The organism is Streptomyces sp. NPDC001852 (genome assembly GCF_042891825.1).
GTDB lineage: Bacteria > Actinomycetota > Actinomycetes > Streptomycetales > Streptomycetaceae > Streptomyces.
Genome location: NZ_JBIATN010000011.1, coordinates 64011 through 85193 on the forward strand (window position 1 = coordinate 64011; position 21183 = coordinate 85193).

At 69.7% G+C, this 21183-nt stretch carries 18 protein-coding genes and 1 pseudogene; 9 read left to right on the forward strand and 10 right to left on the reverse strand.

The features are described 5' to 3' along the window. Positions 1 to 556 precede the first annotated feature (556 nt). On the forward strand, positions 557 to 2293 hold the full coding sequence (locus ACFYZB_RS20290; protein WP_388760280.1) for a hypothetical protein: 1737 nt from the start codon (positions 557 to 559) through the stop codon (positions 2291 to 2293). A gap of 619 nt (positions 2294 to 2912) precedes the next feature. Here the strand turns inward: ACFYZB_RS20290 and ACFYZB_RS20295 are convergent. After that, a complete protein-coding gene (locus tag ACFYZB_RS20295) occupies positions 2913 to 3116 on the reverse strand; it encodes a hypothetical protein (protein WP_388760283.1) in 204 nt (67 codons plus the stop codon). A gap of 216 nt (positions 3117 to 3332) precedes the next feature. On the opposite strand from ACFYZB_RS20295, the gene ACFYZB_RS20300 reads away from it, so the two are divergent. From ACFYZB_RS20300 to ACFYZB_RS20310, 3 genes and pseudogenes are all read left to right on the forward strand, one after another. Beyond that, complete coding sequence (locus ACFYZB_RS20300; RefSeq protein ID WP_388760286.1) at positions 3333 to 4148, forward strand: polysaccharide deacetylase family protein; 816 nt, start codon at positions 3333 to 3335, stop codon at positions 4146 to 4148. A gap of 62 nt (positions 4149 to 4210) precedes the next feature. Further along, positions 4211 to 4336 (forward strand): hypothetical protein, encoded by a 126-nt coding sequence (locus ACFYZB_RS20305; RefSeq protein WP_388760289.1) that lies wholly within the window; start codon positions 4211 to 4213, stop codon positions 4334 to 4336. Positions 4337 to 4353: 17 nt separating this feature from the next. Further along, positions 4354 to 5070: pseudogene (locus tag ACFYZB_RS20310) on the forward strand (transposase); the annotation flags it as partial. A gap of 179 nt (positions 5071 to 5249) precedes the next feature. Here the strand turns inward: ACFYZB_RS20310 and ACFYZB_RS20315 are convergent. Together ACFYZB_RS20315 and ACFYZB_RS20320 are read right to left on the reverse strand one after the other, a co-directional pair. Continuing rightward, the gene (locus ACFYZB_RS20315; protein WP_388760292.1) at positions 5250 to 7064 is read right to left on the reverse strand and encodes an ABC transporter ATP-binding protein; all 1815 of its coding nucleotides are present in this window, start codon (positions 7062 to 7064) and stop codon (positions 5250 to 5252) included. A 119-nt stretch (positions 7065 to 7183) separates the two neighbouring features. Beyond that, complete coding sequence (locus tag ACFYZB_RS20320) at positions 7184 to 7309, reverse strand: hypothetical protein (RefSeq protein ID WP_351213964.1); 126 nt, start codon at positions 7307 to 7309, stop codon at positions 7184 to 7186. Positions 7310 to 8592: 1283 nt separating this feature from the next. Between ACFYZB_RS20320 and ACFYZB_RS20325 the strand changes: the two genes are divergently transcribed. Both ACFYZB_RS20325 and ACFYZB_RS20330 read left to right on the forward strand, forming a co-directional pair. Then, positions 8593 to 9252 carry an MSMEG_1061 family FMN-dependent PPOX-type flavoprotein gene (locus ACFYZB_RS20325; RefSeq protein ID WP_388760295.1) on the forward strand — a complete coding sequence of 220 codons (660 nt, stop codon included), beginning with the start codon at positions 8593 to 8595 and terminating at the stop codon, positions 9250 to 9252. Between the two features lie 178 nt (positions 9253 to 9430). Next, entirely contained in the window at positions 9431 to 10012 is a 582-nt protein-coding gene (locus tag ACFYZB_RS20330; protein ID WP_388760297.1) for a GNAT family N-acetyltransferase, read from the forward strand. A 70-nt stretch (positions 10013 to 10082) separates the two neighbouring features. On the opposite strand, the gene ACFYZB_RS20335 is transcribed toward ACFYZB_RS20330, so the two are convergent. Further along, entirely contained in the window at positions 10083 to 10517 is a 435-nt protein-coding gene (locus ACFYZB_RS20335; protein WP_388760299.1) for a VOC family protein, read from the reverse strand. Positions 10518 to 10595: 78 nt separating this feature from the next. Between ACFYZB_RS20335 and ACFYZB_RS20340 the strand changes: the two genes are divergently transcribed. Both ACFYZB_RS20340 and ACFYZB_RS20345 read left to right on the forward strand, forming a co-directional pair. After that, on the forward strand, positions 10596 to 10718 hold the full coding sequence (locus ACFYZB_RS20340) for a hypothetical protein (protein ID WP_388760302.1): 123 nt from the start codon (positions 10596 to 10598) through the stop codon (positions 10716 to 10718). Positions 10719 to 11305: 587 nt separating this feature from the next. After that, positions 11306 to 12736 carry a M14 family zinc carboxypeptidase gene (locus tag ACFYZB_RS20345; RefSeq protein WP_388760305.1) on the forward strand — a complete coding sequence of 477 codons (1431 nt, stop codon included), beginning with the start codon at positions 11306 to 11308 and terminating at the stop codon, positions 12734 to 12736. A 49-nt stretch (positions 12737 to 12785) separates the two neighbouring features. Here ACFYZB_RS20345 and ACFYZB_RS20350 read toward each other — a convergent pair whose 3' ends face one another. The 5 genes from ACFYZB_RS20350 to ACFYZB_RS20370 form a co-directional block, all read right to left on the reverse strand. Beyond that, positions 12786 to 15449, reverse strand: a complete 2664-nt coding sequence (locus ACFYZB_RS20350; RefSeq protein ID WP_388760308.1) for a lectin — start codon at positions 15447 to 15449, stop codon at positions 12786 to 12788. Then, positions 15442 to 15945, reverse strand: a complete 504-nt coding sequence (locus ACFYZB_RS20355) for a hypothetical protein (protein WP_388760310.1) — start codon at positions 15943 to 15945, stop codon at positions 15442 to 15444. Before ACFYZB_RS20355 ends, ACFYZB_RS20350 begins: the two co-directional genes overlap by 8 nt. A 128-nt stretch (positions 15946 to 16073) precedes the next feature. Next, positions 16074 to 16634, reverse strand: coding sequence for a nitroreductase family protein (locus tag ACFYZB_RS20360; RefSeq protein ID WP_388760312.1), 561 nt, complete (start codon positions 16632 to 16634; stop codon positions 16074 to 16076). A 611-nt stretch (positions 16635 to 17245) separates the two neighbouring features. Beyond that, positions 17246 to 18229 (reverse strand): aldo/keto reductase, encoded by a 984-nt coding sequence (locus ACFYZB_RS20365; protein ID WP_388760314.1) that lies wholly within the window; start codon positions 18227 to 18229, stop codon positions 17246 to 17248. A 221-nt stretch (positions 18230 to 18450) separates the two neighbouring features. Continuing rightward, on the reverse strand, positions 18451 to 19335 hold the full coding sequence (locus ACFYZB_RS20370) for an SDR family oxidoreductase (RefSeq protein WP_388760318.1): 885 nt from the start codon (positions 19333 to 19335) through the stop codon (positions 18451 to 18453). A gap of 92 nt (positions 19336 to 19427) precedes the next feature. Between ACFYZB_RS20370 and ACFYZB_RS20375 the strand changes: the two genes are divergently transcribed. Further along, a complete protein-coding gene (locus ACFYZB_RS20375) occupies positions 19428 to 20018 on the forward strand; it encodes a TetR/AcrR family transcriptional regulator (RefSeq protein ID WP_351213944.1) in 591 nt (196 codons plus the stop codon). Positions 20019 to 20200: 182 nt separating this feature from the next. Here ACFYZB_RS20375 and ACFYZB_RS20380 read toward each other — a convergent pair whose 3' ends face one another. After that, positions 20201 to 20815, reverse strand: a complete 615-nt coding sequence (locus ACFYZB_RS20380; RefSeq protein WP_388760323.1) for a dihydrofolate reductase family protein — start codon at positions 20813 to 20815, stop codon at positions 20201 to 20203. Positions 20816 to 21183: the final 368 nt, after the last annotated feature.

Sequence of the window (21183 nt, forward strand, 5' to 3'; positions counted from 1 at the left end):
GCACGACCACATGGGCCCGGGACTTGGCGAGCGCCCGGGTGGTCTCCCGGCCGAGCCCCGAGTAATCAACCGCCGGTGACGAGGGCCTTCCGATCAGGCCTACGCCCTGCTCACCCGGGGCGGGCACTCCCACGTGCGCTGAAGAATGCAAGGAGTTCCGGAACAGGCTGATGGACTCCGGTTCTCGATGTGCTCCGTTACCCACGGGGCGGCATCACAGCACGACGTTCCTCTCCTGCACCCTGCGGAGCAGTCACGACGACTCCCCCGCCCGATGGCCCATTCGCGGTCCGCCCCGAGACGATCCGGCTGACCTCTCGTCAGCGTGCGCCCACCGTGGATTCAGCCTCCCGCTCGTTCAAGGTTCGGCAATGTCTGGCGCGGCCGTTGAACCGCCCGTGAGTGCGGCACGTACCGCGATGGGATCCGTCGTGCGGGGCGATCCGGTTGCCCATCCCTCCGCCACGCCCAGAAGGGTCCGCACTGTCATGACCGTCGTGCGCCCGCGCGCCGTGGGCCACTCCCCACGGAGGGACGCACAGTGAGGAGCACCGCAGTGGCCCGCAAGGACCTGACACAGTCGTCGCGTACTGCGCGGCGGGAACACGCCCGGCACCGGAAGCTGTCGAAGGTGTCACTCGCGCTGATCGGCGGCCCCGTGATTCTCGCCGTCGTCGCGGGGTCGGTGTTCGCGGCGGATGTCCGTGCCCAGCACCGCCCGCAAAAGAACCAGGCAGCCCCCGCGCAGCCCGACTCAGCGGACCGCAAACCCGATCCGAACTGCACGCTGTTGGTGCCGGACAATCCGCTCACCGCCCGTGGCCTGGCCACGCCGTACAGACTCGTCGCGACCGATCCGGCACAGGGACCCTGTCACGAGGGCAACCCCGACCAGTCGGCGTTCGTGGAGGCCGCGATCGTCACCCCGAACGGCAAGCTGACCGTCTACAACCCGCTGGTGATCGACAAGGGAACGAGACCGGCCGCGCCCACCGCCCGGCCCTCGGTGCCGCGCGGCTCGACCGTGGGTATCTGGTTCGGTTTCAACAGCGCTGAGCTGACCTTGCGGGCGAGCGGCCGTCGGGACGGTCCAGCCCGGGGCCAGTGTGTCAACGGCCTGTCGGGATCGGTCTTCGGCCAGTTCGCATACTGCAATGCGGCGGCCTTCTTCCGGGCTGCCAACGCCCAGATAGCCAAGGGGCACCTCAGGATTCCGGCGCTCGGCAGAGCCAAGGACGGCCTGCCCTGCCCGACCACGCGGGACTTCTCCGTCGTGGACCAGAACGGAAGCGACAACGTGGTGACCCACTACCTCGCCGACGCGCACGGCCGTATCGCCCAGAACAACGCCGCGAGCAGGGCCGCGCTCAAGAAGGCCGCCCGGCTGACCAACCGCGGCGACCGATACCACCGGCACAACGGCAGGTCCAGGTCGGCGACAACCCGCGCCCCCAAGGACCTGGCCAACGGCAGCGACAACCTGTTGCTGACCCAGTTCATGGATCCTGCCCTCGGCTGCAAGCCCTTCACCGCGCCCGACCAGTCCGGCGACGGCCGGGCCACGTCCGCCCTCGCGCTGGACGAACTGTCTGCCGCGGCACACCAGAAAGCGCCGATCGCTCTTGTCCCGCGGAACGACCCGATGACGCTCGTCGACGGCCGCGACAGCATCGCGAAGACCAACGCCTACCGCACCGGTGTCGACATGCCCGCGGTCGGTGCCGGCGCCGACGGTGACGGAGCGGCCTTCTGTACCACCCTCTTCCGCGATCCGGCCGGCATCCAGCGCGTCTTCAAGGACAAGGCACTCTTCGAGAAGGCACCCTCGCCCGACCCGGCAATGGCGCCAAACCTCTTCGGTTTCCTCGCGGCACGGGCCAACCAGACGTTCACCAACCTGGGCTGCGATCATCTGCTCGGCGCCGCCGACCCCGTCGTCCTCACCGCGAACGCGGACGGAATGGTCACCGACGCGGTGTTGACAGCGCTCGGCCGGACGCCTCCCTCGGCCGCTCCCACGACCAGCACCTCCCCCTCCACGTCGCCGAGCACGCCGTCCGCGTCACCGAGCACCCCGCCGGCCGGCAAGGGCGCAGGTCCGACCACCACCCAGGCCACCTCGCCGACCAGCGCCTCCGCCTCCCCGTCCCCGACAACACAGCAGCCCCAAGGCCACCGCTACGGCTCCCCGACACCTGCGTCGGCCCTCGCCTCGCCCGGCCGCACCACTCTTGGCGCTCCCCTGCAACCAGCACTCCCGTACGCCCAGCACCCGCTGCACCCGTTGGAGTAGTCACGACGGCTCCCCGGCCCGATCACTCCGGGTGTGCCATGGACGAAGCCGTGGGCTGTGACAACTGATCGTCCCCGAGCCGGAGACGGAGAACGAGACCCAGGCGGGGCCGCCCCTCCGGCATCCGCTCCGCCGTCACAGCCCCTGCCGAGCGCGCGGACCGGCCACGCCGCTCCCGACAGCGGCGGTGGCTGCGACGCGCCGGGACGCCGCAAGGGTCAGGCACGTGCAAGCCGCCGAATCCGCACGCGCTACCGGACCTGGGGCACGGCGGCCCCACCGGTCGCCCTCGTGGACGGCGTCTTCCCCCTGCGATGAAAAACCGCCTACAAGCAGCACAACGCCGTCGAACGAACGATCAACCGGCCGAGGCTGTGGCCCGGCATCGCGATGCGAACCACCACACTTGCTGTCCACTACGAAGCCGCGCTCCACGTCGCGTCTGTCTTCCTCCGGAGCGGGCCAGCCTGCAGGTGGCAGTGCCGACGGCGGAGGTCGTCGAGACGGCCCGCCAGGGTGTCCGCGCTGGTCGGCGGGCTCATGAGAGGTGCGCCGGAGCAGGTCCCCACCAAGATCGATGAACAAGCGCATCAGCCGGGTCGCGCAGGCGTACAGACGATCAGCGGGGCGGTGGAAATCGAGCGCCTCCGCGCATGACCTCGCGCGGGCGTCCCAGTACCGTCAGCAGGGTGCCCCGTCGGGCGGTCTCCTGCCGACCACGGGCCAGCTCGCGCGCGGTGATGAATCCGAGCCCACTGTTGGCGTCGGTGACCACGGAGCTGCGGCCGGTGGGTCTGGGAAGGTCGTTCGTGGTCCATCGCATGGCGGCTCCTTCTCGGCGTGGAAGCTAGGAACAGGTATGAGGCGGAGGCCTAAGCCTGACTCTCCTACCAGGCGATTTACACAGAACTTAGCTGTTTTTGGAGCTTCTCACACCCATCATGTGATGCCGGATCCGGTCGGACCGCCGACCCTGAAGACACGATCACCGTGCTGTCATCGGAGTGGCTGAATGGCTGCAAGAACAGGGTGGCGGTGCATGGTGACGGCCGCAGCCGCGTGCACGGTCGCGGCCGCAATCGCCTCGCCACCCATCGCCGCTCTCTCCCACGCGCCCGCCGGACTCTCCGGATCCGCCGCCGGGACACCGGCTGCCGCCGTGGACTGCCGGGTCACCAAGTGTGTCGCCCTGACCTTCGACGATGGGCCGACCCCGTACACGGTGCCCATTCTCGCGACACTGGAGCGCCGGCATGCCGTCGCCACCTTCTTCCTCATCGGACCGCGGGCTCTGCAGTACCGGAACATCGTCCTCAGGGAGCAGCGCGACGGTGACGCGATCGGCGACCACACGGTCACCCACCCACGCCTCACCCGCCTCCCGCCCGCCCGGATCGACCATGAGCTGAACACCGCGGCGGCGCAGATCGCCTCGGTCACCGGGCATCGCCCGACCCTCTTCAGGCCCCCCTTCGGAGCCTGGAACGACAAGGTGCGGTCGGCGGCCGACGCGGCGCGGCTGTCGGTGGTGATGTGGAGCGTCAGCGCAAGGGACTGGAAGAACCACAACCCCCACCTGATCGAGGACCGGGTGCTGACACGCGTACGACGGGGCGCGATCGTCGTCCTGCACGACCGGTACGCGACCACCCCGCCGGCGGTCCCCACCATCGTCCGCACCCTCCAGGCTCGCGGCTATGTCCTGGTCACGGTGCCCCAGTTGTTCGCCACGTCCGAAGCCCTGCGCCCCGGGGCGGTGTACCACGACGAGTGGTGTACCACGACCGTCCATAGCCGAGGGTGCGAGCACCCCTCACGGAGGCGAGCGCGTCTGAAAGATCACGTAGATCCGTGATGCGACAGGCTGGCCGAGGCTCGGCCTGGGGCCCCTGGTCAGCCGGGACGGTCGGACACAGCTTGACGGACGACGAAAAGGCCCTGGCCGTCGAGCCGTTCGAGGACAAGCTCGTGCACAAGGCCGTCGAGCGGCTGATGGACCCGACCCCTTCGGAGCCGCCCTGCTGGGCGAGGGCGGGCTGCTGACCGAGGTCACCCGGGCCGTGCTGGAGCGGGCTCTGGACACCGAGATGAGCGAGCACCTTGGCTACGAGAGGCACGATCCGGCCGGCCGCGGCTTGGGCAACAGCCACAACGGGACCGCGTCGACGACCGCCCTGACCGACGCGGGTGGGGTCACCGTTGCGATTGCCCGGGACCGCAACGGCTCCTTCAAGCCGGACTTGGTGCCCAAGCGCGCCCGGCGGCCGGCGGCTGGCGGCTGGCGGCTGGCCGACTTCAACGAAGAGATCCTCTCGTTGTACGGCCGCGGCATCTCAGCGCGGACGTCCGCGCCCTCCTCCCCGACATGTACGACACGGGTCTCACCAGACCTGATCAGCAAGGTCACCGACGCAGTCGCCGACGAGCTCACCACCTGGCAGAGCCGCCCGCTGGACGCCGTCTGGCCGATCATCTGCATCTACGCACTGTGGATCAATATCCGGTCCGGCTCTGTTGTCTCCAAGCAGGTCTACCTGGCCGTCGGAGTCGACAGGACGGCCGCAGGGACCTCCACGGCCTGTGCGTAGGCGACGAGGGCGAAGGAGCCCACCACCTGTATGACGGTGCTGTCCGAACTGCGCAACCGCGGAGTGAAAGACGTGTGCATCGTCGCCTGCGACGGTCTGAAGGGCCTGCCCGATGCGGTGACGGCGGCCTGGTCCGAGGCCACGGCCCAGACGTGCGTGATCCACTTGTTCCGCGCACCGCTGCGGCTTGCCTCCGAACGGCACCATGCCACCGTGATCCCGGCTCTCAATGCCGTCTACACGGCCCCGACCGAGCCGGCCTTGCAGACTTCACGGGGTCGGAGCCGGGCCGGCGTCACCCGGCGGTCGTGCGCACGTGGCAGGCCGCGTGGAGCGGGTTCACGCCGGCCTGCCTGTCATGTCGGCTCTCAAGCAGCCTCGTGCTCCGGCTGCGCGCCTGTTGTTGACGACTGGTCCTGGGTCGTGATGACTGCGGTGCCGTCGGTGAGGTGGAGGACGAGGTCGGCCTGGGTTGTCAGGCGCAGGTCGTGGGTGATGAGAAAGGTCGTGCGCCCGGCGGTGAGCCGGCGCAGCGGTGCCATGATGCGCGCGCTGGAGGCATCGTCGAGTCCGGCGGTGGGTTCGTCGAGGATCAGCACGGGCGCGGTGCGGAGCATGGCGCGGGCGAGTGCGATCCTGCGGCACTGGCCACCGGAAAGGTTGTTGCCCCGTTTGCCGACCGAGGTGTCGTAGCCCTCGGGCAGGGCGCTGACGAAGTCATGGGCGTCGGCCGCGACGGAGGCAGCGAGCACCTCGGCCTCGGTGGCGTCCGGGCGGCCGAAGGTGATGTTGTCGCGGACCGTGCCGTCGAAGAGCATGCTGTCCTGCGGGAGCAGGGTGATGTGGCGGCGCACCTCCTCGACGGGGAGTTCGGCGATGTCCCGGCCGTCGAGCAGGATGCGGCCCCGGGACGGTTCGTGGAACCGCAGCAGCAGCTTGCCGAGGGTGGACTTGCCGGTGCCGCTGGGACCGGTGACCGCGACGAGCAGGCCGGGTGCGATGTCCAGGCGCACTCCTTCCAGCACGGGGTGTGCGCTGCCGGCATACGAGAAGTCGACATCCTGGAAGGTCACGGCCCCGCGGACCGGTTCGGCGAGCGGTGGGACGCCCTCGTGAGGGGTGGTCTCGGGGAGGGGTCCGGTGCGCAGTACCTCGATGAGGCGTTCGCAGGCGGCGGTGGCGGAGGAGGCGCTGACGACGAGTTCGCCGAGTTCCTGGAGTCTGGGATGGAGGTAGCCGAGGAAAGCGGCGAAGGAGAGCAGGCCGCCGACGCTGAGGTGGTGCTGGGATATCTGCCAGGCGCCGGCGCCGATCACGGCCAAGACGCTGAGTGTCTCGAGCAGTTCGCCCATCGGCCCGTACACCGACGACAGCCGGATCTGCCGCAGTCCGGCACGCATCCAGCTGCGTCCCTCGCGGTGCACCTTGCTGTGCTCGGCCTCCTGCCGGCCGTAAGCCTGCACCAGGGGCATGTTGGCCAGGCTCTCCTCCAGCAGGGAGGCGAGGCGGCCGTTGCTGTCGCGTTCGGCACGGGTGGCGGAGCGCATCAGGGTGCCGAACGCCCGGGCACCGAACCAGATCAACGGGGCGGCGGCCAGGGTGATCAGGGCCAGCTGCCAGCTGGTCCAGAAGGCCGCCGTGGCGAACACCACCGCACCAACGGCGGAGGTGATCAGCTCGACGGGCGCGGAGGCGACCAGCGTCTCGACGGTCTCGATGTCGCCGGTCAGCCGGGAGACAAGGTCGCCGGTGCCGAAGCGGTCCAGGGCGTCCGGCGGGACCCGCTGCAGGTGATGGAAGGCCCGGTCACGCAGGCCGAGCAGGAAGTGCTCGCTGGTCCAGCCGGCGAGATAGCCGCCCGCCGCGGAGGCGACGGCGCCGGCCACTGCGAGCCCCAGCCAGAGGGCGGCGGGGCCCCAGAAGGCGGCGAGGTGGCCGGGTGTGAGCACGTCGTCGGTGAGAACGCCGACGATCCCGATCGCGCCCGCATCGCACCCCGCGGAGACCACCAGCAACGCGGCGGACACCAGCACGGCCAGGCGGTTGACGCTGACCAGCGGCCAGAACGTCCGGAACGCGGCCAAGGACGAGATACGGGCGTGCCGCGTCCGGGCCGAGGCACTGGCCGCGGGGTCCGCCCCGGATCCGGCCGCGGGCATGGTGACGGGGGCTGCACTGTGCATGGCCGGCGCTTCCTGGGCACTGCCCGGTCCGACGACGTGCCGGGACCCGGCGCGCACCTGTGCTGCACGAACGGACCCCGGCACGGTCTGCCTATGTGATCGTGTTCCGCGACGCCGTACTACTTGCCGGCAGCCTTCTTGTGCTTGCGGTGGTGGTGCTTCTTCTTGTGGTGCTTGGCCTTGCCGGCCGCGCCGCATTCCTTCTTCTTGGCCTTCTTGGCCAGCATGATCTTGGCAAAGGACATGGTGATATCCCTTCCTGGCAGGCCGTCAACCGACGCTGGTCGCCGCTGACTTCTTTCTGCCTTGCATCTGTGGGTACGGATGCGGCTGATGCGTCATTCAAGAAGGAAGGTGAGCGTTGACCTATATCCCCTTACCAAATCCACATCCGCTGATGCGACCGAAGTGCTTGCCAGGTCGCCTCGCTCTTGCCTGGGCATTCCAGCCAGTGCCGTATTCCGTCGAGGAAAGCCGCCGGACTGGTGCTCCCGGAGCCGACGGGCACGCCGAGTGTGAGGATTTCTTCGGCGGCCGTGTGGACCGCCCGTTCGGGAAGACTCGTGTGCTCCGCCTGCTGGTCCAGGTGTGCGTGGCATGAGGACGACCAGCGGATCCCGCTCGAACATGCAGGGAATGTGCAGCTACAGGCGGGCGAGGTCCAGGCCCGCGTCCGCGACGAGATCGCGTTCCCCGCCACACCTGCGCCAGGGCCGATGCCGCCCGCAGAGGGCGTCGATCTGATGATCGGGGTGCGGGTTCCGGGGTGAGGTACAGCAGCGCTCGGTGCAAGGTCGAGCCGCTGGCGTCTGGGCTGATCAGCAGGCATTCGGGGCCACCCACTCGCACCGGCGACGGACGGCCGAAAGCAGGCGCCGCATGCCGAGCACGTGGGCACCAGTTCCCATGACGAGCCATCGGTAAAAGCCGCCGGATACGCCGGTGAAGGCGGCTCGGCTTTCAGCGCGCGGGCGTGATCAGCCCGTTCCGTAAGCATCGAGCCGGGAGATCAGGGCCTGCACCTGCCGGAGACGAAGGGCCGCCGACCGGGACGGCCTGCGTGTGAGTGGCGCATCTGGGTCCCCGGCCCCGCGATCGGCAAGGTAACGCCCTCGGCCTCGGCATAGGCGAACACGTCACCCAGGGTCCGCCCCCAAATTACGGGGCCGGTCAGGGACGGCACCCACCCGCAGCCCGCCAGCACCGGCGGACCTCCCGAACCGCCCGGTCGATCGTGGAGGACCCCACCTCGGAAAGCACCCCCAACGCCTCACGGGTGAGCCAAGTCCGCACATCGCCCTCACGTTCGCTCATGGCGCCCAGACTCACAGCGCGCCACCCAGCCCGGGGCGGGTTCAGCGACCAACTCACCCAGACATTGGCGCGACAGCCTGCGGATGGCGGGACGGCACATGGCCGCGGAAGCCTGTCTGATCTTCACACACCAGACAACTCGCACGGCCGCCTGCATGTCCGCGGCACGCACCAGCCAAGATCAATCGGAGGTCGGCCCATTAGGGTCGGGGGCATGACGCCACAACTTGCCGGCAGCGCCTTCGACTCGCTCCACCTCGACGCCGTGCGCGACCAGGAGACGCTGCGCCGGGCCTACGGACTCCCCAGCGACGCGGCCGTGCGCAAGCAGATGACCGAACTCACCGAGCAGACCCAGCGGTTGATCGGCTGCTCATCGCTGGTCCTGGTCGCCAGCGCGGACGCCGAGGGCAACTGTGATGTTTCCCCGCGCGGCGGTCCCGCCGGGTTCGTCGCCGTCCTGGACGCACGGACGGTGGCGATACCGGACGCGACCGGCAACAAGCGACTGGACACCTTGCAGAACGTCGTCGCCACCGGACGGGCCGGGCTCCTGTTCGTCATCCCGGGGCGCACCACGACGCTCAGGGTGAACGGCCGGGCCTGCGTCTCCACCCGCCCGGAGCTGCTGTCGCAGCTGACCGCCGTGGGCAAGCCGCCGGCCAGTGCGCTGGTGGTGGGCATCGAGGAGGTCTACCCGCACTGCCCCAAGTCACTTCTGCGCAGCGGGGCCTGGAAGCCGGAGCAGTGGCTGCCGACGGACGCCCAGCCGACCTCGGCCGAGGTGACACTGGCCCAGCTGCGGATGCCGGAGCTGTCGATCGCCGACATCGAGCAGGCGGAGGCGGACTCGCTGAAGTACCGGTACGAGTAACCGGACCAGCCACCGATTGCCGAGCCACCAGCCCGCCGAGCCCTCAGACCAGCACGCCCCAAGACCCATCACGGGGCATCCCGTCAACGGCTCCGGTCCGGGACGTTGCTCCTGGCCGGACTGTTCGAGTGCTGAACCTGTTCTTGATCAACTCGTCGTCCTGCGGTAGCAATGGCGGATGATACGTGGCAACAAGATCGGCCTGCGGGCCCGGCACGACGCTGACATTCCAGTGCTCCATGCGGTTCTGTACAACGACGTGGCAACCCGGTCACGTCAGGACCCTCGGCCCTGGCATCCGATACCACCAGGGTCGGCCCACTCTCCCTATGCAGTCGGTGAGCCCTCGGACACTGCAGCAGCTTTTTCCGTGGTGGAACTCGATTCGCAGGAACTGGTCGGTGCCGCCTCGCTGTGGGGCATCGACACGCATAACAGGTCGGCGCACCTGGGGATCTCGGTGCTCCCCGACTTCCGCGGTCGTGGGTTCAGCTCGGACATCGTCCATGTGCTGTGCGAGTACGGGTTCGCGGTACGCGGACTGCAGCGACTGCAGGTGGAGACCATGGCAGACAACGCGCCGATGATCGCGGCGGCGAAGAGGGCGGGGTTCACGATCGAAGGCACGTTGCGGCGCTCGGCCTGGGTATACGGAGCATTCGTCGACCAGGTGATCCTCGGCCTCCTCGTTCATGAGTGGCTCCATGAGGACGAGACGCCGGGGGCCGGGCCGCTGACTGCCGAAGAAGTGAAGGGCTGAGCCCCTGGCCTGCGGCCTTGTCAGCGACCAACGTGTTGACCTGCGGCTTAGCTGTCGGCTCGGAGAGTGCTCAGTCGATACAGAACTCGTTGCCCTCGATGTCCAGCATCGGGATGCAGGACTCGTTCTCCTCATCGGCATACAGTGTTCGCACGTGGGTCGCACCGAGCGCGACCAGTCGTGCGCACTCGGCTTCGAGTGCGGCGAGGCGCTCGTCCCCCACGAGCCCGGTGCCGACCCGGACGTCGAGATGCACCCGATTCTTGACGATCTTGCCTTCAGGGACGCGCTGGAAGTACAGGCGCGGGCCCACGCCTGAGGGATCACTGCAGGCGAACCATGATCCCTGCTTCTCAGGAGGCAGGGTGCGGTTGAAATCGTCCCAGGTGGTGAACCCCTCCGGTGGCGGCGGTAGGACGTACCCCAACACTTCACACCAGAAGCGAGCGAGGCGCTCAGGTTCTGCACAGTCAAAGGTGACTTGGAACTTCTTGATCGCTGACATCGACGCACCGTACCGCGTACCAGGGGACCGTGCCGCTCATTTTTCCCAGGCGGAGGACGTGGGGATGAGTCGGCCGACATGTGCATCGAGCACACGTACATGATCATGAACTCCGACGACTCGATCACCTGGCAGTCGGGCAACAACCCCTCCTTCATCACGGGAAGTTCGGGCAGCAGGACGCTGAACGACGCCTGGTAGCCCACCGGCACCGACGAACCAACGGAAGCCGGGGGCCCAGATGCCGGGAGGGGGGCCGGGCCGCCGCCGGCCCGTGTCTCCTCCCCGATCGCCGCCGGCTGAGGGCGTCAGGCAAGGGGAGGACCGCAGGGGCCGGGACTGGCCGGTCCCTGCCGTCGGCTTGGGGGTCATGCCGTGGGCAGCGCCGCGTCGAGATGCGCGGCTCCCCTGGCGCGCCAGGCGTGGCGTCGCGCAGCCGTCGGCGATGGTCCTGCGGTCGAGCCCGGCGCTGTGGGCGTGGTGGAGGCCAGAGCGCGACCGCTCTCGGCGTCATCGTGGTCGCCACTCATGCAGCAGGCCGGCCAGTGGCGGAAGTCCGGGGTCAGATCAGGGAGTTCGCAGGCGAGCGGCGGCACTGCACAAGGACGCCGTCACCAAGACGTTCAAGTACAGCCGCGCCGAGGCGGAGACGGACGCGCCATCTCGCCCCTACCTCGTACCCAACGCGCACCGGCGATCAGGACACCGCGGGGCCGCGCCGCACCATGTCGCTCTCACCATGGACATGCCATATTGGAGGAGTCCATCCCCCACGAAAGGTCACCTCCATGGCATACAAACGCCTGGCTGGCCTGACCGCCGGTGCCGTCATCGTCGCCACGGCCCTGCTGCCGCAGGTGGCGCTGGCCGGCACCGGCGCGGACGCCACAGCGGGCCGCGTCACCACCACCGGCCACCCCCACGGCGGGCAGCGCACGGTCGTCATCTACCGCGTGCCCACGCGCCATCCGCTCGCCGATGCCGAGCGCCTCAGCGACTCCGGATACGACCTGCTGGAGAAGCGGGACGGCAACAGCCTGTTCGTCTCCGGCGACAGGTCGACCGCGGCCGGACTGCGCCGGCTCGGCTTCACCCCCGCCATCGCCTCCACGCTGACCGAGGCGATCCCCTCCCCCACCGCGGTGACACGCGCCGCCGCGGGCGACACGTTCGACGGCGGCTACCACACGGTCACCGCGCAGTACTCCCACATGGACGACACGGTCTCCCAACACCCCGATCTGGCCAAGGTGGTGACCTATGGTCAGTCGTGGCTCAAGCAGCGGGGGCGAGGCGGCCGCGATCTCAAGGCGATCTGCATCACCAAGATTCGGGCGGGCGACTGCGCCCTCAGCCCGAACTCGGCGAAGCCGCGGTTCTTCCTGATGAGCCAGATCCACGCTCGGGAACTGACGACCGGTGAGATGTCGTGGCGCTGGATCGACGCCCTGACCAGTGGCTACGGCAAGGACTCGACGATCACCAAGCTGATGGACACCACCGAGATGTGGGTGGTGCCCGACGCCAACCCCGACGGCGTCGACATGGTCGCGGCGGGCGGTGACAACCCCGTCCTGCAGCGCAAGAACGCCGACGACTCGCACGGCTCCGGGTGCGGGGCGAGCGCCTACAGCCAGATCGGCGTCGACCTCAACCGCAACACCGGCTCCCACTGGGGCACTTCCGGCACCTCCCGCGCAGCGTGCGACCAGACCTACGACGGCCCGGCCGCCGACTCCGAGGTGGAGAACACCGCTCTGGAGAGCCTCTTCCGCGAGCTGTTCCCGGCGGTGCGCACCGGCACCGGCGGCACCGACCCGGCGCCGTCGAACGCCAAGGGCATGATGATCACGCTGCACAGCGACGCCAGCATGGTGCTCTTCCCCTGGGAGTACGACTCCGCCGTGCACACCGGAAACGACACCGCCCTGCGCGCGCTGGCCGCCCACATGGCCTCGCTCACCGGCTACCAGTACGGCCAGGCCGGCGAGATCCTCTACAACGCCTCCGGCGGCACCGACGACTGGACCTACGACAAGCTCGGTCTGGCCAGCTTCACCATCGAGATCGGCGACAGCGACGGCGTCGGCTGCGACGGCTTCACTCCGCCGTTCTCGTGCCAGGACAGCTACTTCTGGCCGAAGATCGAACCTGCCCTCCTCTACGCCGCCCAGCACGCCGCGGCCCCCTACACCACCACGTCCGACGCACGTCGCTGACATCCAAGGTGTGTCCCTCCCACGGTCTCGGCGGGAGGGACACATCCCCTTACGAGGTCGGCAGTGTCCAGCGCTGGCCGACGCTCCCCGTGCACGTCGCGAGTGTCAACTGTGTCTTGTTCGTCGCCCCGTTGCCGGAGTCGGTGAGGCAGAGACCCGAGACCGGATTGACGAGTTCACCCGAGCTGTCGGGCCGCCACTGCTGGGCCTGGGTGCCGTTGCAGGTGTGCAGCTGGATCTTCGTGCCGGAGGTGGTGGCGCCGGAGGTGACGTCCATGCAGTCGTTCAGTACCTGGAGGGTGCCGTCGGGGGCGACCTTCCAGGTCTGCGCAGCGCTGCCGTTGCAACCGTAGATCTGCACAGCCGTGCCGTTCGCCGTACCGGCGCCTGCGTCGTCGACGCACTTGCCGGTGAGGGTCTCGGTGAGCGGGCCGCTGGGCTGGGGCACTCCCGTGCCTGGGGTGCCGTCGTAGGACGGCGGTGCGGCCGAGGCGTCCGCCGCCCACTGGGTGTCGGCGGTCGAGGAGAGGGTGAAGTCCAGTTCGGTGGACGAGCCGAGGGAGGACGCCGGCACGTAGGCCTTGTTCCAGGCGCCGCCGTTGAGGGTCAGGGCCTGCACGTACGGTGAACCGGGTGCGGCGGACGGGGCGTTGACGGTCAGCGTGTGCCCGCCTGCGGTGACGACGGCGGAGGTGAACAGGGGACTGCCGATGGCCAGGTCGGCGGTGCCCGGTGTCTCCGGGTAGAGACCGAGAGCGGACCAGACGTACCAGGCGCTCATCTCGCCGAGGTCGTCGTTGCCGGGCTCGCCGCCGGCGGCGTCGGTCCACAGCTGGTCCTGCACGGCGCGCACCGTGGACTGCGTCTTGTACGGCTCGCCGACCCAGTCGTACTCCCACGGCAGTCCGATGCTGGGCTCGTTGCCCATGTTGGACTGGGTGCCGATGACACTGCCCAGACCCTGGTAGCCGCTCAGCACGCTGTCCAGGTACGACGCCAGGGACGATGTGCCGCCCTCCAGGGAGGCCAGCTTGGCGAGGTTGAACGGGATCATCGGCGTGTAGGTGAAGGCGTCACCCTCGGCGAAGTCGTTGGCCGCGGTGCCGGTGATCAACTTGGCGTCGAAGCCGTCCATCCAGCGGCCGTTGGAGTGCCGGGGCTGGACGTAGCCGGAGGACGTGTTGAAGACGTTCTCCCAGTCCTGCGCCCGGTCCTGGAACTTCTTCCGGTTCGCGCCGTCGCCGAGTGCGCCCGCGAACCGGGACAGGGCGAAGTCGTCGGTGTCGTACTCCAGTTGGGTGGAGGTGGTGGCGTACTCGTGGCAACAGCCGTACAGCGAGTTGGTGGGGAGATAGCCGACGGAGTCCAGGTACGTCACGCCGGGGGTGACGTCGGTGTCGGTGGTCTGCTCCTTGATCATGGCGTCGAGGGCCGTGGTGGTGTCGAAGTCGCGTGCGCCGAAGGCGTAGTAGTCGGCCAGCACGGGCACGGCCGGGTCGCCGACCATGATGTGGGTCTCGCCGGTGGCCATCCCCCACTTGGTGAGGGTGCCGCCCTGCGTGTAGTCGTTGACGATCGACTGCGCCATGTCGGAGGCCGCCGTCGGGTCGAGCAGCGCCGTGAGCTGTGCCTGGGAGCGGTAGGTGTCCCAGTTGGAGAAGTCGGTGTACTGGGCGCTGTGGCCGCTGGTCACGGTGTGCACGGCGCCGTCGTAGCCACGGTAGGAGCCGTCGGCGTCGCTGACCACGCTGGGGAAGAGGGAGGCGTGGTAGAGGGCGGTGTAGAAGATGCGCTGCTGGTCGCGGGTGCCGCCGCTGACCGTGACCTTCGACAGGGCGTCCCGCCACGCCGTCGCCGCCGCGGACTTCACGTCGGTGAAGCTCTTGCCGGTGACCTCAGCGTCCCGGTTGGCGGCGGCCTCGGCCGTCGACGTGTAGGAGATGCCCACCCGGGCCTCGACCGTCCGGTTGCTCGTGGTGTCGAAGGTGAGGTGCTCGCCGCCGCTGTAGCCGCCGGCGGTGAAGGGGTGGTCGAAGGTGATGGCGAAGTAGACGGTGAAGGGGTTGGTCGCCTCGCAGAAGCCGGTGCTGGTCACCGAGCCGGTCACCGTGTCTGTGCCGGTCACGTTCAGCGTCGAGGAGGCGTACGGGGTCTGCGTGCCGTTCAGTTTCAGCAGCAGGCCGGCCTGGGTGGAGGCGGGGAAGGTGAACCGGCCGATTCCGGCGTGCGTCGTCGTGGTGAGTGCCACGTCCGTGCCGTTGCCGAGGGCGACGGAGTAGGAGCCCGCTGTCGCCGTTTCGCCGCCGTGGGAGAACGACTCCGTTGTGGCGCCGGGGTCGGAGCCGATCGAGCCGACCACAGGCAGGATGGGCAGGTCCCCGGCCGCGTCGCAGCCGACGCCGGAGACGTGGGTGAGGCTGAAGCCGGAGACGGCCGAGTCCCCGTAGTCGTACCCGCCGCCCTTGGGGCGCGAGGTGGTGTCCGGGGACCATTGGAGCATGCCGTGCGGGACGTCGGCTCCGGGGAAGGTGTTCCCGGCGCTGAAGTCGTTGTTCGCGCCGGTGCCGATATAGGGGTTGACCAGCGGCACGGGGTCGGTCACGGCTGCGGCCCGTGCCGCCGGGGCGAGTTGGCCCGGCAGGGCGGAGGCGAGCGCCATCGCCCCGGCCGCCAGCACCCGCGTCAGGGTGCGCGAGCGAGGGGTGTCAGCCACGGGCGGACACCTCGCCGAGCACACCGCTCGCCGGGGCGATGACCCGGTCGGTGGAGGGGTACGAGGCCCCGTCGGCGGCGGGTTCGGTGACGCGTGCCCGGGCGTCGGCCAAGGACGGGTCAGCGGAGCCGAGAGAGGGCGGCACGTCGTAGGCGTCGGTGCCGACCGTCAGGCAGCGGCTGGTGTCGTACCACTGCGTGTCGCCGACGCCGTTCCGGGCGCCCGCGTCCGCGTCGAACACGACGAACCAGGGGCGCGGGGTGGCGCCGCCGTACCGGGTGTGCGGGTCGACGGCCTGCGCGCCCAGGACGCCGGGGAAGACGGCGGCCCGGTCGGTGGTCCCGGCAGCGGCGAAGTCCTTGAGGCGGTGGGCGTGGACGACGTCCCCCCAGGCGGAGGCAGGGTGGACGGCTTGCTCGAAGGTGCCGGGGATGATCTCGGGGAGCAGCGGAGACGTGACGGCCGTCCTCACGGCTCGCAACTCTTGGGTAGTCATGCCCATGCCAATCCCTTCGCAGCGCTCGGTGGTCGCGCAGAGCCTAGGGGGGACGCACATCCGTTCGCTACGTCTCGGTAACCGCTTTCCCAATATCGCGGAACCGTTGCGGGTATGACGCGACAGCGCTACTCCGACAGCGGCCAGGGGGCGGACAGCAGATCGGCGATACTGCGCCGGTCGCGGCGGGCCGGCGGTTCTTCGGCCGCCCTGCCCAGCGCGATCATGGAGATGATCGCCCAGCCGGGGCTCGGCTCCAGCTCTTTGGTGAGGCCCTCCAGGTCGAAGGCGCGGAACTGATGGGCGGCAAGTCCCATCGCCTGGGCCTGGATGGTCATGTGGGCGATGGCCTGGCCGAGGTCGTAGTCCGCGAACTCGGAATAGAGCAGTTGCGTCTCGTCGACGTGGCGGCGCGTCAGCGCGACGACGAGCAGGCCCGCGTCCGTCGCCCACCGCGCCGAACTGGCCGCGAGGTGGCGCACCACCCGCTCGTGCTCCGGCTCACCGGGCCGGCTCAGGAAGAAGCCCCACGGCTGGGAGTTCCCGGCGGACGGCGCCCACCGGGCGGCTTCCAGCAGCAGGCTCACGGCGTGGTCGTCCACGGCGGCCGACGGGTCGAACCGAGACGGGCTGAACCGTCCGGCCAGCAGGGGATGGATGTCGCCGGGTGGTTCCTGATCACGTCGCATGCCCGGATGCAACCGGCCGCCGCACGGCCGTATTCCAGCCGCCCGTCACCGGGCCGTCTCACCGGACGTCGGCGGCGTCCCGGCGCGCCCAGCCGTCACTGCAGTAGCAAGAACACGCTGCTGGACGCACTGGCGCCGGAAGGTCCGAGCCGGCCCACGGGCACTGCTGACCGCACCGCCTCTCCGCGCCAGCCGCGGCGTCGCAGCGGCTGCCCGCCTTCGCAGCCCGGCTCATCGAGGACGGCACAACAGGAAGAGGTCCGCGACGGACGCGCAGAGGAGATCGGCCTGCCCGTCATGCGGGGCTGCGCGCCGTAGCGCACAGGGCGAGCCAGTCGTTCCGCTCCCGTTTCGAGGACCGGGACTCGCCCCCGCATCGGGCGCCATGAGGATCAGAGGGCGACATCTTCTGACGGGACCGGAGATCGACTACCCGGCGGCTTTCGCCGCCCTTCGCGCCACTGCGGCTTGACGGCCGCCGATGTCCGGACAGCGGGGCACTGAAGTGGCGCGAGCGTGCCGAGGCGAGGTCATGTGCGGCGGCAGACCGCACCGCCGGGCGCCGCACGGTGGGGGTCGTCCGGCTGCCGTTCCCGACACACCCGCCGGGTTCAGCCGTTGAGGTTCTGCATCAGCTCAGGGGCGTAGCGGTCACCGGAGACGATGCCGCGCGGGGCGACGGCTTCGATGGCGGCCAAGTCCTCACCGGTGATCGTCACGGTGGTGGCGGCGACGTTCTCCTCCAGGTAGCGGCGGCGCTTGGTGCCGGGGATGGCGACCGCACCCTGGTGCAGTACCCAGGCGAGCGCCAGCTGGGACGGCGAGACCTGCTTCCCGGCGGCGATGCGGCGGACCTCGTCGACCACAGCCAGGTTGCGGGCGAAGTTCTCGCCCTGGAAGCGCGGGTCGGTACGGCGGAAGTCGTCGGCGGCGAAGTCGTCCGGGCTGGTGATCGCACCGGAGAGGAACCCGCGTCCGAGCGGCGAGTAGGCGACCAGGCCGATCCCGAGCTCGTTCAGGGTGGCCATGACCCCGTCGTCCTCGATGCCACGCTCGAAGAGCGAGTACTCGGTCTGGACGGCCGTGATCGGGTGGACCGAGTGGGCGCGGCGAATGGTCTGCGGGGCGACTTCGCTCAGGCCGATGTAGCGGACCTTGCCGGCGGCCACCATGTCGCCCATGGCGCCGACGGTCTCCTCGATCGGCACCTGCGGGTCGACCCGGTGCAGGTAGTAGAGGTCGATGTGGTCGGTGTCCAGGTGGCGCAGGGAGCGGTCCAGGGAACGACGGATGTACTCGGGGCGACCGTTGTGGCCGACGAGCGTGCCGTCGTCGGTGAGCTCGACGCCGGTCTTGGTGGCGATGACGGCCTGCTCGCGGCGGCCGGCGAGGGCTTTGCCGAGGAGTCGCTCGTTGATGAACGGGCCGTAGCTCTCGGCGGTGTCCAGCAGGGTCACGCCCAGTTCCAGGGCGCGGTCGATGGTGGCGAGGGACTCGGCCTCGTCGGTGCTGCCGTAGAAGGCGCTCATGCCCATGCAGCCGAGCCCTTCGGCGGAGACGGTCAGGCCCTGGCTGCCGAGGGTGCGGAGTTCCATGGTGATCTTCCTTGCTGTTGCGGGTGTCCCACGGTGTGTGACTGGTGGGTCGCGCGTCCGGTGCGCTGCGGCCCTCGGCCCGGGCCGGGTACGGCCGGTCGCCGGGCGGAGCCGGGTGGGGCGCGGCCGGGAGGCGGGGCGGTGGTGTGGCGCCGACGGGCGGGGATGCTGTGCGGCTGCCGCGCCCGGCGTCGGCGGTGCACCCACCGGAACGCAGGCGGTCAGCGCACCCAGGAACCGGTGAGGGTCTGGACGGCGGAGCCGTCGAGGTCGGCGAGGGTGGTGGCGACGAAGTCGCGGGCCCACTGCGAGGTCTGGATGCGGAAGGGCGGACGGGCGGCGGTCAGGGCGTCGACGATCGGGGCGGCTGCCTCGGCCGGGGTCTGGGCGTTGCCGAACGACTCCCGGGTGCGGCTGATGTAGGCCTCGAGCGCCGAGCCGTAGGGCCCTGCGGCCGCGAGCAGCGTCGGGACGTCCAGGCCGAGATTGGCGACGAACTCGCTCGCCACCGCGCCCGGCTCGACCACGGCGACATCGACGCCGACGGTGGCGGCGACCGGCGCGAGGGACTGCATGAAGCCCTCGACGGCGAACTTGGCCGCACAGTACGCCTCGTTGAAGGGCTGGCCGACGACACCGCCGACGCTGGTGACGGTGATCACCCGGCCCTTCGACGCACGCAGGTGCGGCAGGGCGGCCCGGGTCACCGCCACCACACCGAAGAAGTTGACCTCCATGGCCGCGCGGACGTCGTCGACGCTGCTCTGCTCGATGGTGCCGACCTGGGCGGCGCCGGCGTTGTTGACCAGCGCGTCCAGGCGGCCGTGCTCGGCGACGACCTCGTCCAGGCAGGCGGTGATGCCGGCGGACTCGGTCACATCGAGCCGCTTGACCTGGATCCGGTCCGCGACACCCGCCTCGGTGGCGGCCTTGAGCAGGGCCTCGGCCTTGCCGGTGTCGCGCATGGTGGCGATGGTCGCCCAGCCCGCCCGGGCGGTGCCGATGGCGGCGGCCATGCCGATGCCGGAGGACGTACCGGTGATCAGAACCGTCTTCGGGGAGGTCATGAGGGTCTTCCTTGCCTGGGGAGCACAACGGGCCGACACCCGTAACCGGGGAGTTCCCCAGTTATCCGCAACGCTAACCGGGGAACTCCCCGGTTGTCCAGCTAGACTGGTCACCGACGAAAGGAGCAGCCTTGACCACCAAGCCGAGCGGGTTGCGCGCCGACGCCCGCCGCAACCGCGAACGCATCCTCGAAGCGGCCGTGCGCGCCTTCTCCGAGCAGGGCGCGGACGTCGCGATCGACACGATCGCCAAGGCCGCGGGTGTCGGCTCGGCCACGCTCTACCGCCACTTCCCCACCCGCGAGGCACTGGTCGAGGCGGCCTACCGCAACGAGTTGGCCCGTGTCTGCGACAGCGCCGCGAAGCTGCTCGCCGACCATGCACCGGACCGGGCGATCCGCCTGTGGATGGACGACTTCATCGACTACCTGGCTGCCAAGCAGGGCATGGCGGACGCGCTGCGGGCCGCGGTCGCATCCGGCGCGGACCCCTTCGCCGAGACCCTCGACAAACTCGCAACCGCGCTCGGCACCCTGCTGCGCGCCGGCGCCGACACCGGTCTCCTGCGCCCTGACATCGACCCCCTCGATGTCGGTTTCAGCCTGGCCGGCGTCGCTCTGATCACCAGCGCTCCCGACCAACGCGCACGGGCCGGCCGCCTCCTCGACCTGCTCCTCGACGGCCTCCGGTACGGAACGGACGGGCCGGCGTCCAGCCCGTGACCCCGGCTCCGGCCGAGGCCCGTCGCCCCCTAGGCGAAGACAGGGCGCAAGCCACACCAAGGCCGTCCCGCCGTCCGCGTCTGCTCCCCCGCGTGAAACACCGTCCACCGTTCCCGTACGGCAGTGCACGAAGTGTTGCGATACCTGGACCCCGGGTTTGTCCCTGGCCCGGCCTCAGAGATTCAACCGATCGCGGCGGGACGGTAGCGCAGGTTCACGGCCGCCGAGTGATCGCCGCCATTGAGCAGCTCAAGTCGGACCGGGGCGCCCCTGGGGTTGTGGAACAGCCGGATCCCATCGCCGAGCAACACCGGCACGATGTGCAGGTCGACCTCGTCGATCAGTCCGCGCTCCAGGAGTTGCCGGCCGATCGTGGGCGAGAAGACCTCAAGATTCTTGCCGTTGGCGGCCTCCAACCCGATCCGGACCGCCTCGGACACATCGCAGTTCAGGAATGTCACGCCCTCGCCGGGCTGCGCGTCTTCGGGGTGGTGTGTCAGGACGAAGAGCGGACCCTGCCACGCGCCGCCGTAGATGTTGGCGGCGTCGGGGTAGGCATCCCAGCCGTCCCGGCCGCCCAGAACTGCGCCCGTCGTCTCGGTGTACTCCTCAATGAGTCCGGGCCGGAACGAGAAGCCCGTCATCCCCTCCATCCCGTGATTCGGCCCTGCCACGAACCCGTCCAGCGACATGGTGAAATGCCAGAGCACCTTTCCCCCGGCACTCTGCCGCTCCTTGTCCGCCCACGACCGGCCGGCCGCGGCGCCGGTGCTCTCCGAGGTCATCGAGACGTCCATGATCATTCCTCTCGTCGCCCTTCCCCGCACTCGTAGACCGCGCTCCTCCTCGGAACTCATCGTTGAGCCGCGACAATTGATGCGACCCATCCCGGACTCGCTCACTGTCAGGCGGCGACCCCGCCGTCCGCCGGAGGCGGGACACGCTGCTTCAACCCCGTAGCGCGGCATCCGACATCCGCTCCCGACCTGTGGCCGCCACCTGCGCTACTCCCCGGGCGCCTACGTCGAACCCGAATGTCCGAGCCAGGAGTTCCGATGGGACGGATGAGACACCTCGTCACCTGCCGCCCCGACCGCCTGCCCCTCGCTGCACCACCAACTTCGAGCTCTGCTCCACGGCCCCGGCGGTCGCGGAGAGGTCCAGC